Origin of the sequence: Streptomyces sp. cmx-4-9 (assembly GCF_046548835.1) — a bacterium.
GTDB lineage: Bacteria > Actinomycetota > Actinomycetes > Streptomycetales > Streptomycetaceae > Streptomyces.
Genome location: NZ_JAEBEE010000005.1, coordinates 111,908 through 129,780 on the forward strand (window position 1 = coordinate 111,908; position 17,873 = coordinate 129,780).

Below are 17,873 nucleotides of genomic sequence, written 5' to 3' on the forward strand. Positions count from 1 at the left end.
CTACTTCCCCTGTTCCTTCAGCGTGGGGCGGCCAGGCTGCTCGCCGCCGCGCTCCTTGATGTACGTCTCGGTCGGGACCATCACCTTGCGCCGGAAGACGCAGACGAGGGTGCCGTCCTGCTTGTAGCCCTTGGTCTCCACGGAGACGATGCCGCGGTCGTTCTTCGACTTCGACGGGGTCTTGTCGAGGACCGTGGTCTCACCGTAGATCGTGTCGCCGTGGAAGGTCGGCGCCACGTGGCGCAGCGACTCGATCTCCAGGTTGGCGATCGCCTTGCCGGAGACGTCCGGCACGGACATGCCCAGCAGCAGGGAGTAGATGTAGTTGCCCACCACCACGTTCCTGCCGAAGTCGGTGGTGTTCTCGGCGTAGTTGCTGTCCATGTGGAGCGGGTGGTGGTTCATGGTCAGCAGACAGAAGAGGTGGTCGTCGTACTCCGTGACCGTCTTCCCGGGCCAGTGCTTGTAGACGGCCCCGACCTCGAACTCCTCGTACGTGCGTCCGAACTGCATGGTGCTACGCCTCCGGGGTCTCGAACTTGCTGGTGCGCTGCATGCCCGCCGCGCGCCCCTTGCCCGCGATGACCAGGGCCATCTTGCGGCTGGCCTCGTCGATCATCTCGTCGCCGAGCATCGCGGAGCCCTTCTTGCCGCCGGCCTCCGAGGTGCACCAGTCGTAGGCGTCGAGGATCAGCTCGGCGTGGTCGTAGTCCTCCTGCGAGGGGGAGAAGACCTCGTTGGCGGCGTCGACCTGGCCGGGGTGCAGCACCCACTTGCCGTCGAAGCCGAGGGCCGCGGCGCGCCCGGCGACCTCGCGGTAGCCGTCGACGTTCTTGATCTGGAGGAAGGGGCCGTCGATCGCCTGCAGGTTGTGCGTGCGGGCGGCCATCAGGATGCGCATCAGGATGTAGTGGTAGGCGTCCGCGCCGTAGCCGGGCGGCTGCATGCCCACGACCAGCGACTTCATGTTGATCGAGGCCATGAAGTCGGCCGGGCCGAAGATGATGGTCTCCAGCCGCGGCGAGGCGGCGGCGATCTCATCGACGTTCACCAGGCCCTTGGCGTTCTCGATCTGCGCCTCGATGCCGATCTTGCCGACCTCGAAGCCCATGGTCTTCTCGATCTGGGTCAGCAGGAGGTCGAGGGCGACGACCTGCTGGGCGTCCTGGACCTTCGGCAGCATGATGCAGTCGAGGTTCTGGCCCGCGCCCTCGACGACCGTGATGACGTCGCGGTAGGTCCAGTGGGTGGTCCAGTCGTTGACGCGCACGACCCGGGTCTTGCCCGTCCAGTCGCCGTTGTTCAGCGCGTCCACGATGGTGTGGCGGGCGCCTTCCTTGGCGAGCGGGGCACAGGCGTCCTCCAGGTCGAGGAAGACCTGGTCGGCCGGCAGGCCCTGGGCCTTCTCCAGGAACCGCGGGTTCGAGCCGGGCACCGCGAGGCAGGAGCGGCGCGGGCGCAGCCGGTTCACGGGAGACGTGGGCGTGGTCATGCGGGGACCTCCAGAGGATCGAGCTTGTTCGCTTTCCGGATCTCGTCGACGATACGGCCGATGATCTCCGTGATGCCGAAGTCTTTGGGAGTGAAGACGGCGGCGACTCCGGCCGCCTTGAGCGTCACGGCATCCGCGTTCGGGATGATGCCGCCGACGATGACGGGGATGTCCCCCGCCCCCGCCGCACGCAGGCGTTCGATGACGTCCGGGACGAGTGCGCCGTGCGAACCGGACAGGATGGACAGTCCCACGCAGTGCACGTCCTCGGCCAGCGCCGCCGAGGCGATCTCCTCCGGCGTCAGCCGGATGCCCTGGTAGACCACCTCGAAGCCCGCGTCGCGGGCCCGGACGGCGATCTGCTCGGCGCCGTTGGAGTGGCCGTCCAGCCCCGGCTTGCCGACCAGCAGCCGCAGCCGGCCGGAGCCGAGGTCGTCGGCCGTGCGGGAGACCTTCCGCCGGACGAGGGCCATCGGCGTGCCCTCTTCGGCGGTGACCGCCACCGGGGCCGAGGAGACCCCGGTCGGCGCCCGGAACTCGCCGAACACCTCGCGCAGGGCGCCGGCCCACTCGCCGGTGGTGACACCCGCCCGGGCGCACTCCAGGGTGGCCTCCATCAGGTTCTCGGTGCCCGCCGCGGCCTCCTTGAGGCGCTCCAGGGCCTGCTGCGTGGTCGGGAAGACGAACGGGTCGCCCCCGCCCTGGCGGGTGGAGGACTCCTCCCGCTCGGCGCGCCAGCGGACGATGCGCTCGACCGTCAGCGCCTCCACGGCGCCGTCGACCGTCATGATCGCGCCGTCCAGGTCGGCGGTGAGCGGGTTCTCCTCGGTCTGCTGGAAGCAGTTGACCCCGACGATCTTGTCCTCGCCGGCCTCGATCCGGGCCCGCCGCTCGGCGTGCGAGGAGACCAGCTGGGACTTCAGGTACCCGGACTCGACGGCGGCCATCGCGCCGCCCATCTCCTGGATCCGGTCGATCTCGGCGAGGCACTCGGCCACCAGGGACTCGACCTTGGCCTCGATCACGTGGGATCCGGCGAAGATGTCCTCGTACTCCAGCAGGTCGCTCTCGTGGGCGAGGACCTGCTGGATGCGCAGCGACCACTGCTGGTCCCAGGGCCGGGGCAGGCCCAGCGCCTCGTTCCAGGCGGGCAGCTGCACGGCGCGGGCCCGGGCGTCCTTGGAGAGGGTGACGGCCAGCATCTCCAGCACGATGCGCTGGACGTTGTTCTCCGGCTGGGCCTCGGTGAGGCCGAGGGAGTTGACCTGGACGCCGTACCGGAAGCGGCGCTGCTTGGCGTCCTCGATGCCGTAGCGCTCACGGGTGACCTGGTCCCAGATGCGGCCGAAGGCGCGCATCTTGCACATCTCCTCGACGAAGCGGACGCCCGCGTTCACGAAGAAGGAGATCCGGGCGACGACCTCGCCGAACCGCTCCTCGGGCACCTGGCCCGAGTCGCGCACCGAGTCCAGCACGGCGATGGCCGTGGACATCGCGTACGAGATCTCCTGCACCGGGGTGGCCCCGGCCTCCTGCAGGTGGTAGCTGCAGATGTTGATCGGGTTCCACTTGGGGATGTGGTTGACCGTGTACGCGATCATGTCCGTCGTCAGGCGGAGCGAGGGTCCCGGCGGGAAGACGTGCGTCCCGCGCGAAAGGTACTCCTTGACGATGTCGTTCTGGGTGGTGCCCTGGAGCTGCGAGACGTCCGCCCCCTGCTCCTCGGCGGCCACCTGGTAGAGCGCCAGCAGCCACATGGCGGTGGCGTTGATCGTCATCGAGGTGTTCATCTGCTCCAGGGGGATGTCCTGGAACAGCCGCCGCATGTCGCCCAGATGGGAGACCGGGACCCCGACCCGGCCGACCTCGCCGCGGGCGAGGACGTGGTCGGGGTCGTAGCCGGTCTGCGTCGGCAGGTCGAACGCGACCGACAGGCCGGTCTGGCCCTTGGCGAGGTTGCGGCGGTACAGCTCGTTGGACGCCTCGGCCGTCGAGTGGCCGGCGTACGTCCGCATGAGCCACGGACGGTCCTTCTGGCGCTCTGTCATCTCAGGCGTTCCCCGGCCTTCAGATGTTGCGGAAGCGGTTGATGGCGTCGAGGTGCGTGGCGCGCATCTCGTGGTCGCGCACGCCCAGGCCCTCCTCGGGGGCGAGGGCGAGGACGCCGACCTTGCCCTGGTGGAGGTTGCGGTGGACGTCGTAGGCGGCCTGGCCGGTCTCCTCCAGGGAGTAGACCTTCGACAGGGTGGGGTGGATCTTGCCCTTCGAGATCAGGCGGTTGGCCTCCCACGCCTCGCGGTAGTTGGCGAAGTGCGAGCCGATGATCCGCTTGAGCGACATCCACAGGTAGCGGTTGTCGTACTCGTGCATGTAGCCCGAGGTGGAGGCGCAGGTGGTGATGGTGCCGCCCTTGCGGGTGACGTAGACGCTCGCTCCGAAGGTCTCCCGGCCGGGGTGCTCGAAGACGATGTCGATGTCCTCGCCGCCGGTGAGCTCGCGGATGCGCTTGCCGAAGCGCTTCCACTCCTTGGGGTCCTGGGTGTGCTCGTCCTTCCAGAACTTGTAGCCCTCGGCAGTGCGGTCGATGACCGCGGTCGCCCCCATGGCCCGGCAGATGTCGGCCTTCTCGGGGCTGGAGACCACGCAGATCGGGTTGGCGCCGCCGGCCAGCGCGAACTGGGTGGCGTAGGAGCCGAGGCCGCCGCTGGCGCCCCAGATCAGGACGTTGTCGCCCTGCTTCATGCCGGCGCCGTTGCGGGAGACCAGCTGGCGGTAGGCGGTGGAGTTGACCAGGCCGGGGGAGGCGGCCTCCTCCCAGCTGAGGTGGTCCGGCTTGGGCATCAGCTGGTTGGACTTGACCAGGGCGATCTCCGCCAGGCCGCCGAAGTTCGTCTCGAAGCCCCAGATGCGCTGCTCGGGGTCGAGCATCGTGTCGTTGTGGCCGTCGGAGGACTCCAGCTCCACCGAGAGGCAGTGCGCGACGACCTCGTCGCCCGGGTTCCAGGCGTTGACGCCGGGACCGGTGCGCAGGACGACGCCCGCGAGGTCGGAGCCGATGACGTGGTACGGCAGGTCGTGGCGCTTGGTGAGCTCCGACAGGCGGCCGTAGCGCTCCAGGAAGCTGAAGGTGGACACCGGCTCGAAGATCGAGGTCCACACCGAGTTGTAGTTGACGGAGGAGGCCATGACGGCCACCAGGGCCTCGCCCGGGCCGAGCTCCGGCACGGGGACCTGGTCCAGGTGCAGGGACTTGCGCGGGTCCTTCTCGCGCGTGGTGAGCCCGGCGAACATCTCCGCCTCGTCCTTGTGCACGGTGATCGCGCGGTAGGAGTCGGGGAGCGGCAGGGCTGCGAAGTCTGCGGCAGTGGCGGACTGCGACTGAATCGCGTCCAGGATGTCCTTCACGGGAGAGCCTCCGGCGTAGCGCTGATGAGGGTGCGCTGAGGTAAAGGGGGTGTGGAGCAGGTGGTGGGTGTGCCGTCGGTCCGGCTGGTGCGGTGGTGCTGGGCAGCCCGTGGTGGGGCGTGCGGTGCCTGGTGACGCAGGCAATCCGGGGCGCGTTCCGTGCCGGGTGGGCGTGGGTCGCGGGGACATCCGGACGAGATTCAACGTATGGCACCCCGTGTCACTCAGCAAGGCACCGCGTGCCAAAAGTTTCTCTCATTTGCCAATTGACCTGCGCTTATGAGCGATGATCGATCAGAGTTACCGGCGAGTAGGGGCAAGCTGGACAAACGGAAGCGGCCGCCCCCTCCCCGGGGGCGGCCGCTGTGACGAGCATCGCTCGCGCGCTCTGCCGCGAGCGGCTTCCTGCTGCCGCTACGTGTTCTTCAGCGCCTCTTCGATGGTCCGCATGACCTCGTCCAGCGGAGCGTCCGTACGGGCCACCGCCACCAGCACCTCGCCCTGCGTGCGGACGGCCGCCGGCGCGGTGGACGCCGGGTCCTGGGTGCGGCCGGCGCCGATCCCCGAACCGAAGGTCTTGCGCACGATGGAGAAGGCGTGGTCCAGCTGCCCCTCCACGTCCCCCTGGCCGCCCGCCCGCAGCCAGCGCCGCAGCACGTGGTTGTGGGCGGTCACCACCGCGGAGGCGGCCACCTCGGCCAGCAGCGGGTCGTCGTTCCCGTCGTGCGGCTCGTGCTCGTCGAAGTGGGCCAGCAGGTAGCGGGTGAACAGCCGCTCGTAGCGGGCCACCGAGGCGATCTCCCGCTCGCGCAGCGCCGGCACCTCCCGGGTGAGCCGGTAGCGCTCCACCGACACCGCCGGCGAGGCGGCGTACATCTTCATGACTTCCTTGATCCCGCGGCACACCGTGTCGAGGGGGTGCTCGTGCGCCGGGGCCACGTCCAGGACCGCCTCGGCGCGGGTCAGGGTGTCGTCGTGGTCCGGGAAGATCGCCTCCTCCTTGGACCGGAAGTGGCGGAAGAAGGTGCGCCGCGCCACCCCCGCGGTCGCGGCGATCTCGTCGACCGTGGTGGCCTCGTACCCCTTGGTCGCGAACAGCTCCATGGCGGCCGCGGCGAGCTCCCGGCGCATCTTGAGCCGCTGCGCGGCCGCCCGGGTGCCGGCCGCGCTCTCCGGGGCGTCGGAGGCCGAGGAGGCGCGGGGCGGGGTCTTGGCGGGCTGGGACATAGAGCGAAAGTACTTCATCTGCGCCGGAGCCCGCGCCTGCGGGGGGTGGCGGGGGGATGGATGCGGGGGAGAGCCCGCACTGGGCTCGGGAGGGTCAGTCCGCCGTGAGGGTCCGGCGGACCCGAGCAGCCCTCCCCACGCATCCGGCTCAGGGCCCGGCCGGGGGTTACCGGCGGGCGTACTCACGGAATCCGCGGCCGGTCTTCCGGCCCAGGCAGCCCGCCGCCACCAGGTGCTCCAGCAGCGGGGACGGGGCCAGGCCCGGGTCGCGGAACTCCTTGTGGAGCACCTTCTCGATGGCCAGCGAGACGTCCAGGCCGACCACGTCGAGGAGCTCGAAGGGCCCCATCGGGTAGCCGCCGCCCAGCTTCATCGCCGCGTCGATCTCGTCGAGGGTCGCGTAGTGCTGCTCGACCATCTTCACGGCGTTGTTCAAGTACGGGAACAGCAGGGCGTTCACGATGAAGCCCGCACGGTCCCCGCAGTCCACCGGGTGCTTGCGGACCTTGAGGCAGATCTCGCGGACCGTGGCGTGCACGTCGTCGGCGGTCAGCACCGTGCGGACCACCTCGACCAGCTTCATCGCCGGGGCCGGGTTGAAGAAGTGCATGCCGATCACGTCCTGCGGACGCGAGGTCGCCCGGGCGACCGCGATCACCGGCAGCGAGGAGGTGGTCGTGGCGAGCACCGCGCCGGGCCGGCAGACCTTGTCCAGGGCCGCGAACAGCTCCTGCTTGACCGCCAGGTCCTCGGCGACCGCCTCCACGGCGAGGTCCACCTCGGCGAACGCCTCCAGCGAACCGGCCGGCGTGATCCGCCCCAGGGTGGCCGCGGCGGCCTCCTCGGTCAGTCGGCCCTTGGACACCGCACGGCCCAGGGACTTCCCGATCGCGGCCTTCGCGGCCTCCGCCTTCTCCTGGCTGCGGGCCGCCAGGACCACCGCGAAGCCGGACTGCGCGAAGACCTGCGCGATCCCGCTCGCCATGGTGCCCGAACCGGCCACGCCGACCGAGCGCACCGGGCGGCCCCCGCCGGCCCCGCCGCCCTCCGCCGGGGTCTGCGGGTCGCGGACCACCGTGGAGCTGCCCGGTGCCTCGTACGTGTAGAACCCGCGCCCGGCCTTCTGCCCGGTCAGGCCCGCCTCGGCGAGGTGGCCGAGGATCGGGGCCGGAGCGTGCAGCCGGTCGCCGGAGGAGGCGTACATGGCCTCCAGGACGGTGCGCGCGGTGTCCACGCCGATCAGGTCGAGCAGCGCCAGCGGGCCCATCGGCAGGCCGCAGCCCAGCCGCATCGAGGCGTCGATGTCCTCGCGGGAGGCGTACTTGGCCTCGTACATCGCGGCGGCCTGGTTGAGGTAGCCGAAGAGGAGCCCGTCGGCGACGAAGCCGGGACGGTCGCCGACCGCCACCGGCTCCTTGCCCAGCGAACGGGCCAGCTCGGTGACGGCCTCCACGGCCGGCGGGGCCGTGAGGACCGAGGAGACCACCTCGACCAGCTTCATCGCCGGCGCCGGGTTGAAGAAGTGCAGGCCCAGCACCCGCTCGGGCCGCTGGGACTCGGCGGCCAGCCGGGTCACCGACAGCGCGTTCGTGCCGGTGGCCAGGATGGTGTCCGGGCGGACGATCGCGTCGAGCTCGCGGAAGACCCGCTGCTTGAGCTCGTACGACTCGGGCACGACCTCGATCACGAGATCGGCCTCCGCGGCGGCGGCCAGGTCGCCGAAGGTGCGGAAGCGGGCCAGCACGTCCGCCCGCTGCTGCTCGCTGAGCAGCTCCCGGGTGACGGAGCGGGCGGTGGCGGAGGCCAGGGCGGCTGCGGCCCGGCGGCCGGCGTTCTCGCTGATGTCGATGCCGATGACCTCGTGCCCGGCGCGGGCGAGGACCTCGGCGATGCCGGTGCCCATCGTGCCGAGGCCGACGACGGCGATGGTCTGGAGGGAGGGCTGACTGGACGGACGGTCCATCGAGGGACTCCAGTGGAAGAGGGTGACGACTGGGGGGCGCGCGGCGCACGACGCGCGCGGATGCCGCAGGGGGAACCGTGCGGGCAAGCCCGCGGGGCGAAGGCCCGGGGGCGGAAGCGGAGCGGCCCTGTCCCGGGGCCACGCCGTGGAAGTACGAACCGACCGGCACGAGGCGGCTGCGTCACCAGGCCGCCCTCGTACGTGTGGATCGACAGTAACCCGCCGGTAACTCGGGCGCCAGAGTGCGGAGATGTGACCTGTACCGCCGAAATGTACCGATCATCGATCATCGATCATCCCGGGTCGTCCTCGTACGGGAGAACCCCCCTCGGCGGCGGGCGGCACGCCCTAGGGTGGCCCGGGTGAACGACGTGCTGGAGCGCCTGCGTACGGAAGCCGCCGGTTCGCCGGAGTACCCGGAGTGCGAGCGGCTGCTCGCGGCCGGCCCCGACGCCCTGGCCGATGCGCTGACCTCGGCCGGGCTCCCCCTGTGGGCCCGCGAACTGGCGGCGTACCGGCTGGGACTGGCGGGCGACCGCCGCGCCTTCGAACCCCTCGTGCTGCTGCTGAACCACCGCGACCCGCCGCGCTGCGCCGCCGCGGCCGAGGCGCTGGCCGTCCTGGACGACCCGCGCACCGCCCGCGCGGCGGCCGCCCTCGCCACCAACGGACTGCGCACGGCCTACGCCCTCCAGCCGGTCCGCCTCCTGACCGCCCTGCGCGCGCCGGAGTCGGCGCCGGCCCTGATCGCCACGCTGTCCCGGCTGCTGTCCCCGCACGATCCGTACTGGCGGGTCGCCCTGGCCTGCGTCGAGGGGCTCGGCGCCCTCGCGGACCCGCGGGCCCGCGAGGTGCTGACCCGGGCCCAGTCGCACCCGCGCCTCGCGGTGGCGGCCACGGCCGCGCTGCACGCGCTCGGCTGAAGCCGGCGGGCCGGCCCCCCACCCCGCCCCGCCGTCGCCCCGGGGGCCCGCTCAGCCGCGGAAGCCCAACAGTCCGTGCAGGGCCGCGCCGCCGGCCGAGGGCGGTACCGCGCGGGTGGCCGCGGCCGGCTTCGGGGCCGCCTGCGCGGGGCAGACGGCATCCGCCGCCCGGCCCGTCCGCAGGTACGCCGCGACCTTCTCGTCCAGGCACTTGTTGCCCGCCAGGGCGATGCCGTGGTTGCCGCCGCCCTCCTCGACGACCAGGGCCGCGCCCTTCAGCTTGTCCCGCATGCTCAGCGCACCCCCGAACGGCGTGGCCGCGTCCTCGGTCGCCTGGAGCAGGAGGGCGGGCGGCAGGTCCCCGTTGGTCACGTCGGGGGCCCGCAGCGGCTCCGTCTTCCAGAACGCGCAGGGGGCGTTGTACCAGGCGTTGTTCCAGGTCATGAACGGGGCCTCGGCGTGCGTGCGCCACATGTCCGCCCGCCACCGGTTCCAGCTCCGGGGCCAGGCCGAGTCCCGGCACTGCACCGCCGTGTACACGCTGTAGCTGTTGCCCGCCGAGGGCTCCACCGCCCCGAACCGCTCGTACGCCGCCACCAGCGGCTTCGCGTCCCCCTGGACCGCGTACGCCGAGAAGGCCTCGGCCAGGCTCGGCCAGTAGCCGTTGTAGTAGCCGCCCGGCATGTAGGTGTCCTCCAGCTCGGCGGGCCCCACCTTGCCGCCCGCCGGCCCGGTGCGCAGGGCCTCCCGCATCGCGTACCAGCGCTCCTCGACCCGCGCGGGATCGGAGCCCAGGCGGTAGGTCGCGTCGTACCGCGCCACCCAGGCCAGGAAGGCCTTGTGGCGCGCGTCGAAGGCCCGGTCCTGGGCGAGGTTGTCCTGGTACCAGACCCCGCCCGGGTCCACGACGGAGTCCAGCACGAGCCGGTGCACCCGGCCGGGGTGCAGCTTGGCGTACACCGCCCCCAGGTAGGTCCCGTAGGAGTAGCCGAAGTAGCTGAGCCGCTCGGCGCCCAGAGCGGCGCGCAGGACGTCCAGGTCGCGGGCGGCCGAGACGGTGCCGATGTGCGGGAGCACATCCGCGTGCCGGGTCTGGCAGGACTCCGCGAAGGAGCGGACCCGCTCCAGGTTGGCCCGCTCCGTCGCGGCGTCCCGGGGGACCGAGTCCGGGCGCACCGGGGTGAAGTGGCCGCCGCCGCAGTCGAGGGCGGGCTCGCTGCGCCCCACGCCCCGCGGGTCGAAGCCGATCACGTCGTACTGGGCGGCGACGTCCGCGGGCAGGGCGGAGGCGACGAACCCGGCGAGGGTGCGGCCGCTGCCGCCCGGGCCGCCGGGGTTGACCAGCAGGGGGCCCTGGGAGGCGGCGGCGGTGTGCGGGACCCGGGTGAGGGCCAGCGAGATCTGCCGTCCGGCAGGCCGGTCGTGGTCCAGGGGGACCTTGAGGGAGGCGCACTGCAGGGTCGGGTAGCGCGGCGTCGCGCAGTTGCTCCAGCGCAGGGCGGCCTGCGAGGCCCCCGGGGCGGCGGGGGCGGCCGTGACCGGGGTCGCCAGGACTGCGGCGACGGTGGAGATCGACAGCAGGACAGCGGCGCGCTTCTTCACGGGGTGCAGCATGGGGCCTCCCAGCCGAGGGTTCTGGGCGGAATCGTCCCGGAAACCACGGCCGGAAGGCGGTATTGGGGCCTCCATTGGCCCGATCTGATGAGTCCTCAGGCGCTGCCCGCCGTCACAGCAGGCTCAGCTGGGCGGGGCCGGCGGACCCGGACCCCTGCGGACCGTCCCCGGGCCGCTCGGGAACGGGGATGCGGCGGGCCGCCCCGCGCCCGCCCGGACCGATGCCGAAGGCAGCGGCCAGTTCGTGGACTTGGCGGGTGATCTGCCGCTGGTACCAGGTGGGCGCGTACGACCCGCCCGCGTACATCCGCTCGTACCGCGGGACCAGGTGCGGATGGTGCGCGGCGAGCCAGGACATGAACCATTCGCGGGCCGCGGGCCGCAGATGGAGTACCAGGGGTGTCACGGAGGTGGCGCCGGACGCGGCCACGGCCCGGACCGTCTCCCGCAGCTGCTCCGGGGCGTCGCCGAGGAAGGGGACGACCGGCGCCATCAGCACCCCGCACTCGATGCCCGCGTCGGTCAGCGTCCGGACGGCGGCCAGCCGCGCGGCGGGCGAGGGGGTGCCGGGCTCCACCGTCCGCCACAGGCCGGCGTCGGTGAAGCCGACGGAGACCGACACCCCGACCTCGGTGACCGCGGCGGCCTGCCGGAGCAGCGGCAGGTCGCGCAGGATCAGCGTGCCCTTGGTCAGGATCGAGAAGGGGTTGGCGCGGTCGCGCAGCGCCTCGATGATCCCCGGCATCAGCCGGTAGCGGCCCTCGGCGCGCTGGTAGCAGTCGACGTTGGTGCCCATGGCGATGTGCGCACCGTTCCAGCGGCGCGCGCCGAGCTCGCGGCGCAGCAGCTCGGGGGCGTTGGTCTTGACGACGATCTGCGAGTCGAAGCCGAGCCCGGTGTCGAGGTCGAGATGGCTGTGGGTCTTGCGTGCGAAGCAGTACACGCAGGCGTGGCTGCAGCCGCGGTAGGGGTTGACGGTCCATTCGAACGGCATGCGCGAGGCGCCGGGCACCCGGTTGACGATCGAGCGGGCGCGCACCTCGTGGAAGGTGATCCCGCGGAACTCGGGGGTGTCGAGGGTCCGCGTGACGACGGCGTCCGTCCCGAAGAGTGCGGCCGGGCCTGTGGGGCCCTCGGTCAAGTTGTCCCAGCGCATGGCGGCTCCTTCGGTAGCTCTGGACCGAGAATAGAACAAACGTTCCCATGATCGTGCGCGACGGGAGGCCTGCCCCCCGGCCGGGCCCGGATTTGGGCACCGCGCCCGGAGGTGGTTGGCTTCGCCGTGACGAGCGATCACAACTGCTGGAGGAACAGCCATGGCGCAGGTCGAGGCCACCACGGAGCGGATCATCGCGGCCGACGCGGAAACCGTGTTCGACGCGCTGGCGGACTACGCCGGGACCCGGGGGAAGCTGCTGCCCGAGCACTTCAGCGAGTACGAGGTGCGCGAGGGCGGGGACGGCGAGGGCACCCTCGTCCACTGGAAGCTCCAGGCCACCAGCAAGCGCGTGCGCGACTGCCTCCTGGAGGTCACCGAGCCCACCGACGGCCAGCTGGTGGAGAAGGACCGCAACTCCACCATGGTCACCACCTGGACCGTCACCCCGGCCGGCGAGGGCCGCTCCAAGGTCGTCGTCACCACCGTCTGGAACGGCGCCGGCGGCATCGGCGGCTTCTTCGAGCGCACCTTCGCGCCCAAGGGCCTCGGCCGGATCTACGACACCCTGCTCGCCAACCTGGCGGGTGAAGTAGAGGGCTGAGCAAGGGCGGTGCCCGGCGGCTGCCCGCCCGGCCGCCGGACCCCGCCGCCGGACCCCGCCGCCGGAGCCCCCCCCGGCGCCGGACCCCGCCGCCGGCCGCAGCAGCCCGCGCCGCCGGACCGGGCGGCTCCGCCGCCGCGCCGGGGCCGCCGGGCTCCGGGCGTGGCCCCGGCCCCGCGGGGGCCCCGGCGGCTAGGGTGGGGCCCTGAGCGTGCCGTCCGCGACGCGTGCGGCCGACCGCGTGCACCGACGGCGTGCACCCGACCGCCCGGGGGCCCGATGAAGATCCTCATCTCCGCCGACATGGAGGGCGCCACGGGCGTCACCTGGCCCGCGGACGTCCTGCCCGGCACGCCGCAGTGGGAGCGCTGCCGGCCGATGTTCACCTCCGACGTCAACGCCGCCGTCCTCGGCTTCTACGACGGCGGCGCCGACCAGGTCCTCGTCAACGAGGCCCACTGGACCATGCGCAACCTGCTGCTGGAGAAGCTCGACGCCCGCGCCGAGATGCTCACCGGCCGCCACAAGACCCTCTCCATGGTCGAAGGGGTCCAGCACGGGGACGTCGACGGGATCGCCTTCGTCGGCTACCACACCGGCGCCGGCACCGAAGGGGTCCTCGCCCACACCTACCTCGCGAACTCCATCACCGGGGTCTGGGTCGACGGCGTCCGCGCCAGCGAGGGCCTGCTCAACGCCCACGTCGTCGCCGAGTACGGGGTCCCGGTGATCCTGGTCACCGGCGACGACCTGACCTGCGCCGACGCCGCGGGCTACGCCCCGGACGCGGTGACCGTCGCCGTCAAGGACCACGTCTCGCGGTACGCCGCCGTGTGCCGGACCCCCGCCCGCACCGCCGCGGACATCCGCGCCGCGGCCAAGGAGGCCACCGCCCTCGCGGTCCGCCGCGAGCCCGTGCCGGGCGGCCCCCACACCGTGGAGCTGGAGTTCGACGCGGAGCACCTGGGCATGGCCGCCACCCTGGTCCCCGGCGTGGAGCGCAGCGGCGAGCGCCGCGTCGCGTATCGCAGCGCGACCATGTACGAGGGGATCCGGACGTTCAAGGCCGTCACGACGGTCGTCTCGGCTGCCGTGGAGGAGCAATATGGCTGACATGCCCGCAACCACCGCCGAGGCCCCGCCCGGCGCCGCCGTCGACGCGGTCGCGCTCGACGAGGCGGTCGAGTTCACCTCGGGCCTCATCCGCATCGACACCGCCAACCGGGGCGGGGGCGACTGCCGCGAGCGGCCCGCCGCCGAGTACGTCGCCGAGCGGCTCGCCGATGCCGGACTCCAGCCGGTCCTGCTGGAGCGCACCCCCGGCCGCACCAACGTCGTCGCCCGGATCGAGGGCACCGACCGCACGGCCGAGGCCCTCCTCGTCCACGGACACCTCGACGTGGTCCCCGCCACGGCCGCCGACTGGAGCGTCGACCCCTTCTCCGGCGAGGTGCGCGACGGGGTGGTGTGGGGCCGCGGCGCCGTCGACATGAAGAACATGGACGCGATGGTGCTGGCCGTCGTCCGGGCCTGGGCGCGGGCCGGCGTGCGGCCGCGCCGGGACGTCGTGATCGCCTACACCGCCGACGAGGAGGACAGCGCCGTCGACGGCGCCGGCTACCTCGCCGACCACCACCCGCACCTCTTCGAGGGCTGCACGGAGGGCATCAGCGAGTCCGGCGCCTTCACCGTGCACACCGGCGGCGGACCGGTCCTCTACCCGATCGCCGCCGGTGAACGCGGCACCGCATGGCTGAAGTTGACCGCCCGGGGGACCGCAGGACACGGGTCCAAGCCCAACCGGGCCAACGCCGTGAGCCGGCTCGCGGCCGCCGTCGCCCGGATCGGCGAACACCGGTGGCCGGTCCGGCTCACCGCCACCGTGGCCGCCTGCATCACCGAACTCGCCGCCCTCCAGGGCCTGTCGGTGGACCCCCACGCCCCGGGCTTCGACCTCGACGGCGTGCTCGCCGGGCTCGGCCCCGCCGCCGCCCTCGTCGAGGCGACCGTACGCAACAGTGCCAACCCGACCATGCTCAGCGCCGGTTACAAGGTCAACGTGGTCCCGGGCGAGGCCACCGGGTACGTGGACGGGCGGATGCTGCCCGGCGGCGAGGACGAGTTCATCGCCACCCTCGACGCACTCACCGGACCGGACGTGCGCTGGGAGTTCCAGCACCGCGAGGTCGCCCTGCAGGCACCGGTGGACGGACGGACCTTCGCCGTCCTGCGGGAATCCGTCGAACGGTTCGACCCCGGCGGCCGCGTGGTGCCGTTCTGCATGGCGGGCGGCACCGACGCCAAGCAGTTCTCCCGCCTCGGTATCACCGGCTACGGCTTCTCCCCCCTGAAGCTCCCGCCCGGCTTCGACTACTGGTCCCTCTTCCACGGCGTGGACGAACGCGTCCCCGTCGAAGCCCTGCACTTCGGCGTCCGGGTCCTCGACCACGCGCTGCGGACTCTCTGAGGGGAACCCTGTGATGGCGGCGCACACCCTGCCCTACGGAAGCTGGCCCTCGCCCATCGACGCGGGCCTCGCCGCAGCGCTCGACGGGCGGCCCGAGTACCTCGGCGCGATCGGCCCCGAGGTGTGGTGGACCGAGCCCCGGCCCCGCGAAGGGGGCCGCCGCGCCCTGGTGCGCCGTACCGTCGAGGGCGGCCGTGCGACGACCGCGCTGCCCGCGCCGTGGAACGTGCGCAGCCGCTACACCGAGTACGGCGGCCGGCCCTGGGCCGGGGCGCAGCGGGACGCCGGCGGACCGCTGCTGGTGTTCGTCCACTTCGCCGACCAGCGGCTGTACGCGTACGAGCCGGACGCCCCCGGCGGCGCGCAGCCGCGGCCCCTCACCCCCGTCTGCGCGGTCGGCGGCGGCCTGCGCTGGGCCGACCCGGTGCTGCGCGGCGGCGAAGTGTGGTGCGTGCTGGAGGAGTTCACCGGACCGGCTCCGACGGACGTGCGCCGGGTCCTGGCCGCCGTACCGCTCGACGGCTCGGCGGCCGAGGACCGCGGGGCCGTACGCGAGCTGACCGACGACCGGCACCGCTTCAGCACCGGGCCCCGGCTCTCCCCGGACGGGCGGCACGCCGCCCGGCTCGTGTGGGACCACCCCCGGATGCCCTGGGACGGCACCGAGCTGCGGCTGGCCGAGATCACCGCCGACGGGCGGCTCACCGGGGAGCGCAGCGTCCTCGGCGGCCCCGAGGAGGCCGTCGCCCAGGTGGAGTGGACCCCCGGCGGCGCCCTGCTCGCGCTGAGCGACCGCAGCGGCTGGTGGAACCCGTACCGGGTGGACCCCGGCACAGGGGAGGCGGTCAACCTCTGCCCCCGCGAGGAGGAGTTCGGGGGAGCGCTGTGGAAGCCGGGACTGAGCTGGCTGGCCCCCCTCCCCGACGGCCTCCTCGCGGTCCTGCACGGCCAGGGCTCCTCGGTGCTCGGCGTCCTGGACCCCGACAGCGGCGACCTGGTGGACGCGGCCGGACCCTGGACCGCCTGGCAGCCGACGCTCGCCGTGTGCGGCAGCCGGGTCTACGGGGTCGCCGCCAGCCCGCGCAGCCCCTACGAGGTGGTGGAGCTGGACACGGCCGGCGGGCACGCCCGGGCGATCGCCGGGCCGCAGGGGCCCGAGACCCGCCCGGTGGACCCGGCCTACTACCCGGAGCCGCAGAACCGCACCTTCGCCGGTCCCGACGACCGGCAGATCCACGCGCACGTGTACCCGCCGCACCACCCGGCCTGCACGGCCCCCGCCGACGAACTGCCCCCGTACGTGGTGTGGGCGCACGGCGGACCCACCGACCACGTGCCGCCCGTACTCGACCTGCAGATCGCCTACTTCACCTCCCGCGGCATCGGCGTGGTCGAGGTCAACTACGGCGGTTCGACCGGCTACGGCCGTGCCTACCGCGAGCGGCTGCGCGAGCAGTGGGGCGTGGTCGACGTCGAGGACTGCGCGGCCGTGGCCCGCGCCCTGGCAGCCGAGGGCACCGCGGACCCGGGCCGGCTCGCCATCCGCGGCGGCAGCGCGGGCGGCTGGACGGCGGCGGCCTCCCTGGCCGCCACCGGCCTCTACGCCTGCGCGGCGATCAGCTACCCGGTCCTGGACCTGCCGGGTTTCGCCGAGGAGACCCACGACCTGGAGTCCCGCTACGTCGACGGCCTCGCCGGACCGCCGCAGACCCTCGCCGTGCTCAACCGCGAACGCTCCCCGGTGGCCCGCGCCGACCGGATCACGGCGCCGTTCGTCCTGCTCCAGGGGCTCGACGACCCCGTCTGCCCGCCCGCCCAGGCGGAGCGGCTGCTGGCGGCCCTGCGGGGGCGGGCGGTGCCGCACGCCTACGTGGCCTTCGAGGGCGAGGGGCACGGCTTCCGGCGGGCCGACACCGTGGTCCGGGCGCTGGAGGCCGAACTGTCGCTGTACGCCCAGGTCTTCGGGATCGAACGGCAGGACGTCCCCCGCCTGCCCCTGCACGACTGAACCCCGGGCCGACGGGTGCCCGCCGCCGAAACGCCGTACCTGCCGGACGCCGGTGGAACAGGATGGGCCCATGCGATCCCTCGTGCTCCTCGACGCCCCGTCCAACCTCGGCCTGCGACCGCCCGCCCCCGGAACCGTCCCCGGGGTGTACAAACTGGCCGGCGCCCTGCGCGACCAGGGCCTGCTGGCCCGGCTCGGTGCCCGCGAAGGCGGCGTGGTGGTCCCGCCGCGCTACGACCGCGGCACCTGGCAGGAGGGCGACGGGGTGTTCCACGCCGCTGCCATCGCCGCGTACACCACCACCCTCGCCGACCGGATCGAACGCCACCTGCGGGCCGGGGAGTTCCCCGTCGTACTCGGCGGCGACTGCTCGATCCAACTGGGCGCCGCCCTCGCCATGCGGCGGATCGGGAGGTACGGACTGGCGGCGATCGACGGCTCGGCCGACTTCCGCCACCCCGGCAACGAGGCCGTGAACGGGCCCGTCGGCGCCGCCGCGGGCGGGGAGCTGGCCCTGTCCACCGGCCGCGGCCAGCGCGACCTCTGCGACCTGGAGGGACTCGCGCCCTACCTGAAGGACGAGGACGTACGCCTCTTCGGACTCCGGGACGGGGACGCGGACCTGGCGGAACTGCGGGCCGCGGGGATCGCGGCGGCCACCGTCTCCGAGATCCGCGAGAGCGGAGCCGGGCCGGTGGCGCGCGCCGCCCTGGACGGGCTGCACCCGCCGGTCACCGCCGGCTTCTGGGTGCACCTGGACGCCGACGTGCTCGACCCGGGCGTCATGCCGGCCGTGGACAGCCCCGACGCCGGGGGCCTCGTCCCGGACGAACTCGGCGAACTGCTCGCGGTGCTGGTGCGCTCCCCGAGGTGCGTGGGGCTCAACGTCACCGTCTACGACCCGGACCTGGATCCGGACGGACGTGCGGGCGCCCTCCTCGCCGACCTGGTCGCGGGCGCCTTTGCGTAATCCTGACCGGTGGTGATCCGCTGAACCCCTGTGCACCGGCCGCC

At 73.1% G+C, this 17,873-nt stretch carries 14 protein-coding genes; 6 read left to right on the top strand and 8 right to left on the bottom strand.

Translation table 11 applies throughout. The annotated features are described in order from the left end of the window. The 6 genes from ACLJTM_RS16910 to ACLJTM_RS16935 form a co-directional block, all read right to left on the bottom strand. A complete protein-coding gene (locus ACLJTM_RS16910) occupies positions 1–513 on the bottom strand; it encodes a MaoC family dehydratase (protein WP_411104423.1) in 513 nt (170 codons plus the stop codon). Positions 514–517: 4 nt separating this feature from the next. Next, positions 518–1,492 (bottom strand): HpcH/HpaI aldolase/citrate lyase family protein, encoded by a 975-nt coding sequence (locus ACLJTM_RS16915; RefSeq protein WP_411104424.1) that lies wholly within the window; start codon positions 1,490–1,492, stop codon positions 518–520. Then, complete coding sequence (locus ACLJTM_RS16920) at positions 1,489–3,540, bottom strand: protein meaA (protein WP_411104425.1); 2,052 nt, start codon at positions 3,538–3,540, stop codon at positions 1,489–1,491. Before ACLJTM_RS16920 ends, ACLJTM_RS16915 begins: the two co-directional genes overlap by 4 nt. Before the next feature lie 19 nt (positions 3,541–3,559). Beyond that, on the bottom strand, positions 3,560–4,897 hold the full coding sequence (gene ccrA, locus ACLJTM_RS16925) for a crotonyl-CoA carboxylase/reductase (RefSeq protein WP_411104426.1): 1,338 nt from the start codon (positions 4,895–4,897) through the stop codon (positions 3,560–3,562). A 414-nt stretch (positions 4,898–5,311) separates the two neighbouring features. Then, on the bottom strand, positions 5,312–6,124 hold the full coding sequence (locus tag ACLJTM_RS16930) for a TetR family transcriptional regulator (protein WP_411104427.1): 813 nt from the start codon (positions 6,122–6,124) through the stop codon (positions 5,312–5,314). Between the two features lie 166 nt (positions 6,125–6,290). Next, complete coding sequence (locus ACLJTM_RS16935; RefSeq protein WP_411104428.1) at positions 6,291–8,087, bottom strand: 3-hydroxyacyl-CoA dehydrogenase family protein; 1,797 nt, start codon at positions 8,085–8,087, stop codon at positions 6,291–6,293. A 362-nt stretch (positions 8,088–8,449) separates the two neighbouring features. Here ACLJTM_RS16935 and ACLJTM_RS16940 point away from each other — a divergent pair, with 362 nt between their 5' ends. Then, positions 8,450–9,010, top strand: coding sequence for an adenylosuccinate lyase (locus tag ACLJTM_RS16940; RefSeq protein ID WP_411104429.1), 561 nt, complete (start codon positions 8,450–8,452; stop codon positions 9,008–9,010). Positions 9,011–9,061: 51 nt separating this feature from the next. Here the strand turns inward: ACLJTM_RS16940 and ACLJTM_RS16945 are convergent, their stop codons facing one another. Both ACLJTM_RS16945 and ACLJTM_RS16950 read right to left on the bottom strand, forming a co-directional pair. Beyond that, positions 9,062–10,624 carry an alpha/beta hydrolase gene (locus ACLJTM_RS16945; RefSeq protein WP_411104430.1) on the bottom strand — a complete coding sequence of 521 codons (1,563 nt, stop codon included), beginning with the start codon at positions 10,622–10,624 and terminating at the stop codon, positions 9,062–9,064. Between the two features lie 112 nt (positions 10,625–10,736). After that, the gene (locus ACLJTM_RS16950) at positions 10,737–11,780 is read right to left on the bottom strand and encodes an Rv2578c family radical SAM protein (RefSeq protein WP_411104431.1); all 1,044 of its coding nucleotides are present in this window, start codon (positions 11,778–11,780) and stop codon (positions 10,737–10,739) included. 160 nt (positions 11,781–11,940) lie between these two features. Between ACLJTM_RS16950 and ACLJTM_RS16955 the strand changes: the two genes are divergently transcribed. The 5 genes from ACLJTM_RS16955 (at position 11,941) to ACLJTM_RS16975 (ending at position 17,829) form a co-directional block, all read left to right on the top strand. Then, positions 11,941–12,384 carry an SRPBCC family protein gene (locus tag ACLJTM_RS16955; protein WP_411104432.1) on the top strand — a complete coding sequence of 148 codons (444 nt, stop codon included), beginning with the start codon at positions 11,941–11,943 and terminating at the stop codon, positions 12,382–12,384. A 279-nt stretch (positions 12,385–12,663) separates the two neighbouring features. Then, positions 12,664–13,497 (top strand): M55 family metallopeptidase, encoded by an 834-nt coding sequence (locus tag ACLJTM_RS16960; protein WP_411104433.1) that lies wholly within the window; start codon positions 12,664–12,666, stop codon positions 13,495–13,497. A 1-nt stretch (position 13,498) separates the two neighbouring features. Beyond that, positions 13,499–14,851, top strand: coding sequence for a M20/M25/M40 family metallo-hydrolase (locus ACLJTM_RS16965; protein ID WP_411104434.1), 1,353 nt, complete (start codon positions 13,499–13,501; stop codon positions 14,849–14,851). Between the two features lie 13 nt (positions 14,852–14,864). Beyond that, positions 14,865–16,859, top strand: coding sequence for a prolyl oligopeptidase family serine peptidase (locus ACLJTM_RS16970; protein WP_411104435.1), 1,995 nt, complete (start codon positions 14,865–14,867; stop codon positions 16,857–16,859). 70 nt (positions 16,860–16,929) lie between these two features. Next, entirely contained in the window at positions 16,930–17,829 is a 900-nt protein-coding gene (locus ACLJTM_RS16975; RefSeq protein ID WP_411104436.1) for an arginase family protein, read from the top strand. Positions 17,830–17,873 lie beyond the last annotated feature (44 nt).

Excerpts from the sequence above, each read along its gene's own strand:
- ACLJTM_RS16910 (WP_411104423.1), bottom strand. The coding sequence starts at position 513 with ATGCAGTTCGGACGCACGTACGAGGAGTTCGAGGTCGGGGCCGTCTAC.
- ACLJTM_RS16915 (WP_411104424.1), bottom strand. The coding sequence starts at position 1,492 with ATGACCACGCCCACGTCTCCCGTGAACCGGCTGCGCCCGCGCCGCTCC.
- ACLJTM_RS16920 (WP_411104425.1), bottom strand. The coding sequence starts at position 3,540 with ATGACAGAGCGCCAGAAGGACCGTCCGTGGCTCATGCGGACGTACGCC.
- ACLJTM_RS16930 (WP_411104427.1), bottom strand. The coding sequence starts at position 6,124 with ATGTCCCAGCCCGCCAAGACCCCGCCCCGCGCCTCCTCGGCCTCCGAC.
- ACLJTM_RS16935 (WP_411104428.1), bottom strand. The coding sequence starts at position 8,087 with ATGGACCGTCCGTCCAGTCAGCCCTCCCTCCAGACCATCGCCGTCGTC.
- ACLJTM_RS16945 (WP_411104430.1), bottom strand. The coding sequence starts at position 10,624 with ATGCTGCACCCCGTGAAGAAGCGCGCCGCTGTCCTGCTGTCGATCTCC.
- ACLJTM_RS16950 (WP_411104431.1), bottom strand. The coding sequence starts at position 11,780 with ATGCGCTGGGACAACTTGACCGAGGGCCCCACAGGCCCGGCCGCACTC.
- ACLJTM_RS16955 (WP_411104432.1), top strand. The coding sequence starts at position 11,941 with ATGGCGCAGGTCGAGGCCACCACGGAGCGGATCATCGCGGCCGACGCG.
- ACLJTM_RS16960 (WP_411104433.1), top strand. The coding sequence starts at position 12,664 with ATGAAGATCCTCATCTCCGCCGACATGGAGGGCGCCACGGGCGTCACC.
- ACLJTM_RS16965 (WP_411104434.1), top strand. The coding sequence starts at position 13,499 with ATGCCCGCAACCACCGCCGAGGCCCCGCCCGGCGCCGCCGTCGACGCG.
- ACLJTM_RS16970 (WP_411104435.1), top strand. The coding sequence starts at position 14,865 with ATGGCGGCGCACACCCTGCCCTACGGAAGCTGGCCCTCGCCCATCGAC.
- ACLJTM_RS16975 (WP_411104436.1), top strand. The coding sequence starts at position 16,930 with ATGCGATCCCTCGTGCTCCTCGACGCCCCGTCCAACCTCGGCCTGCGA.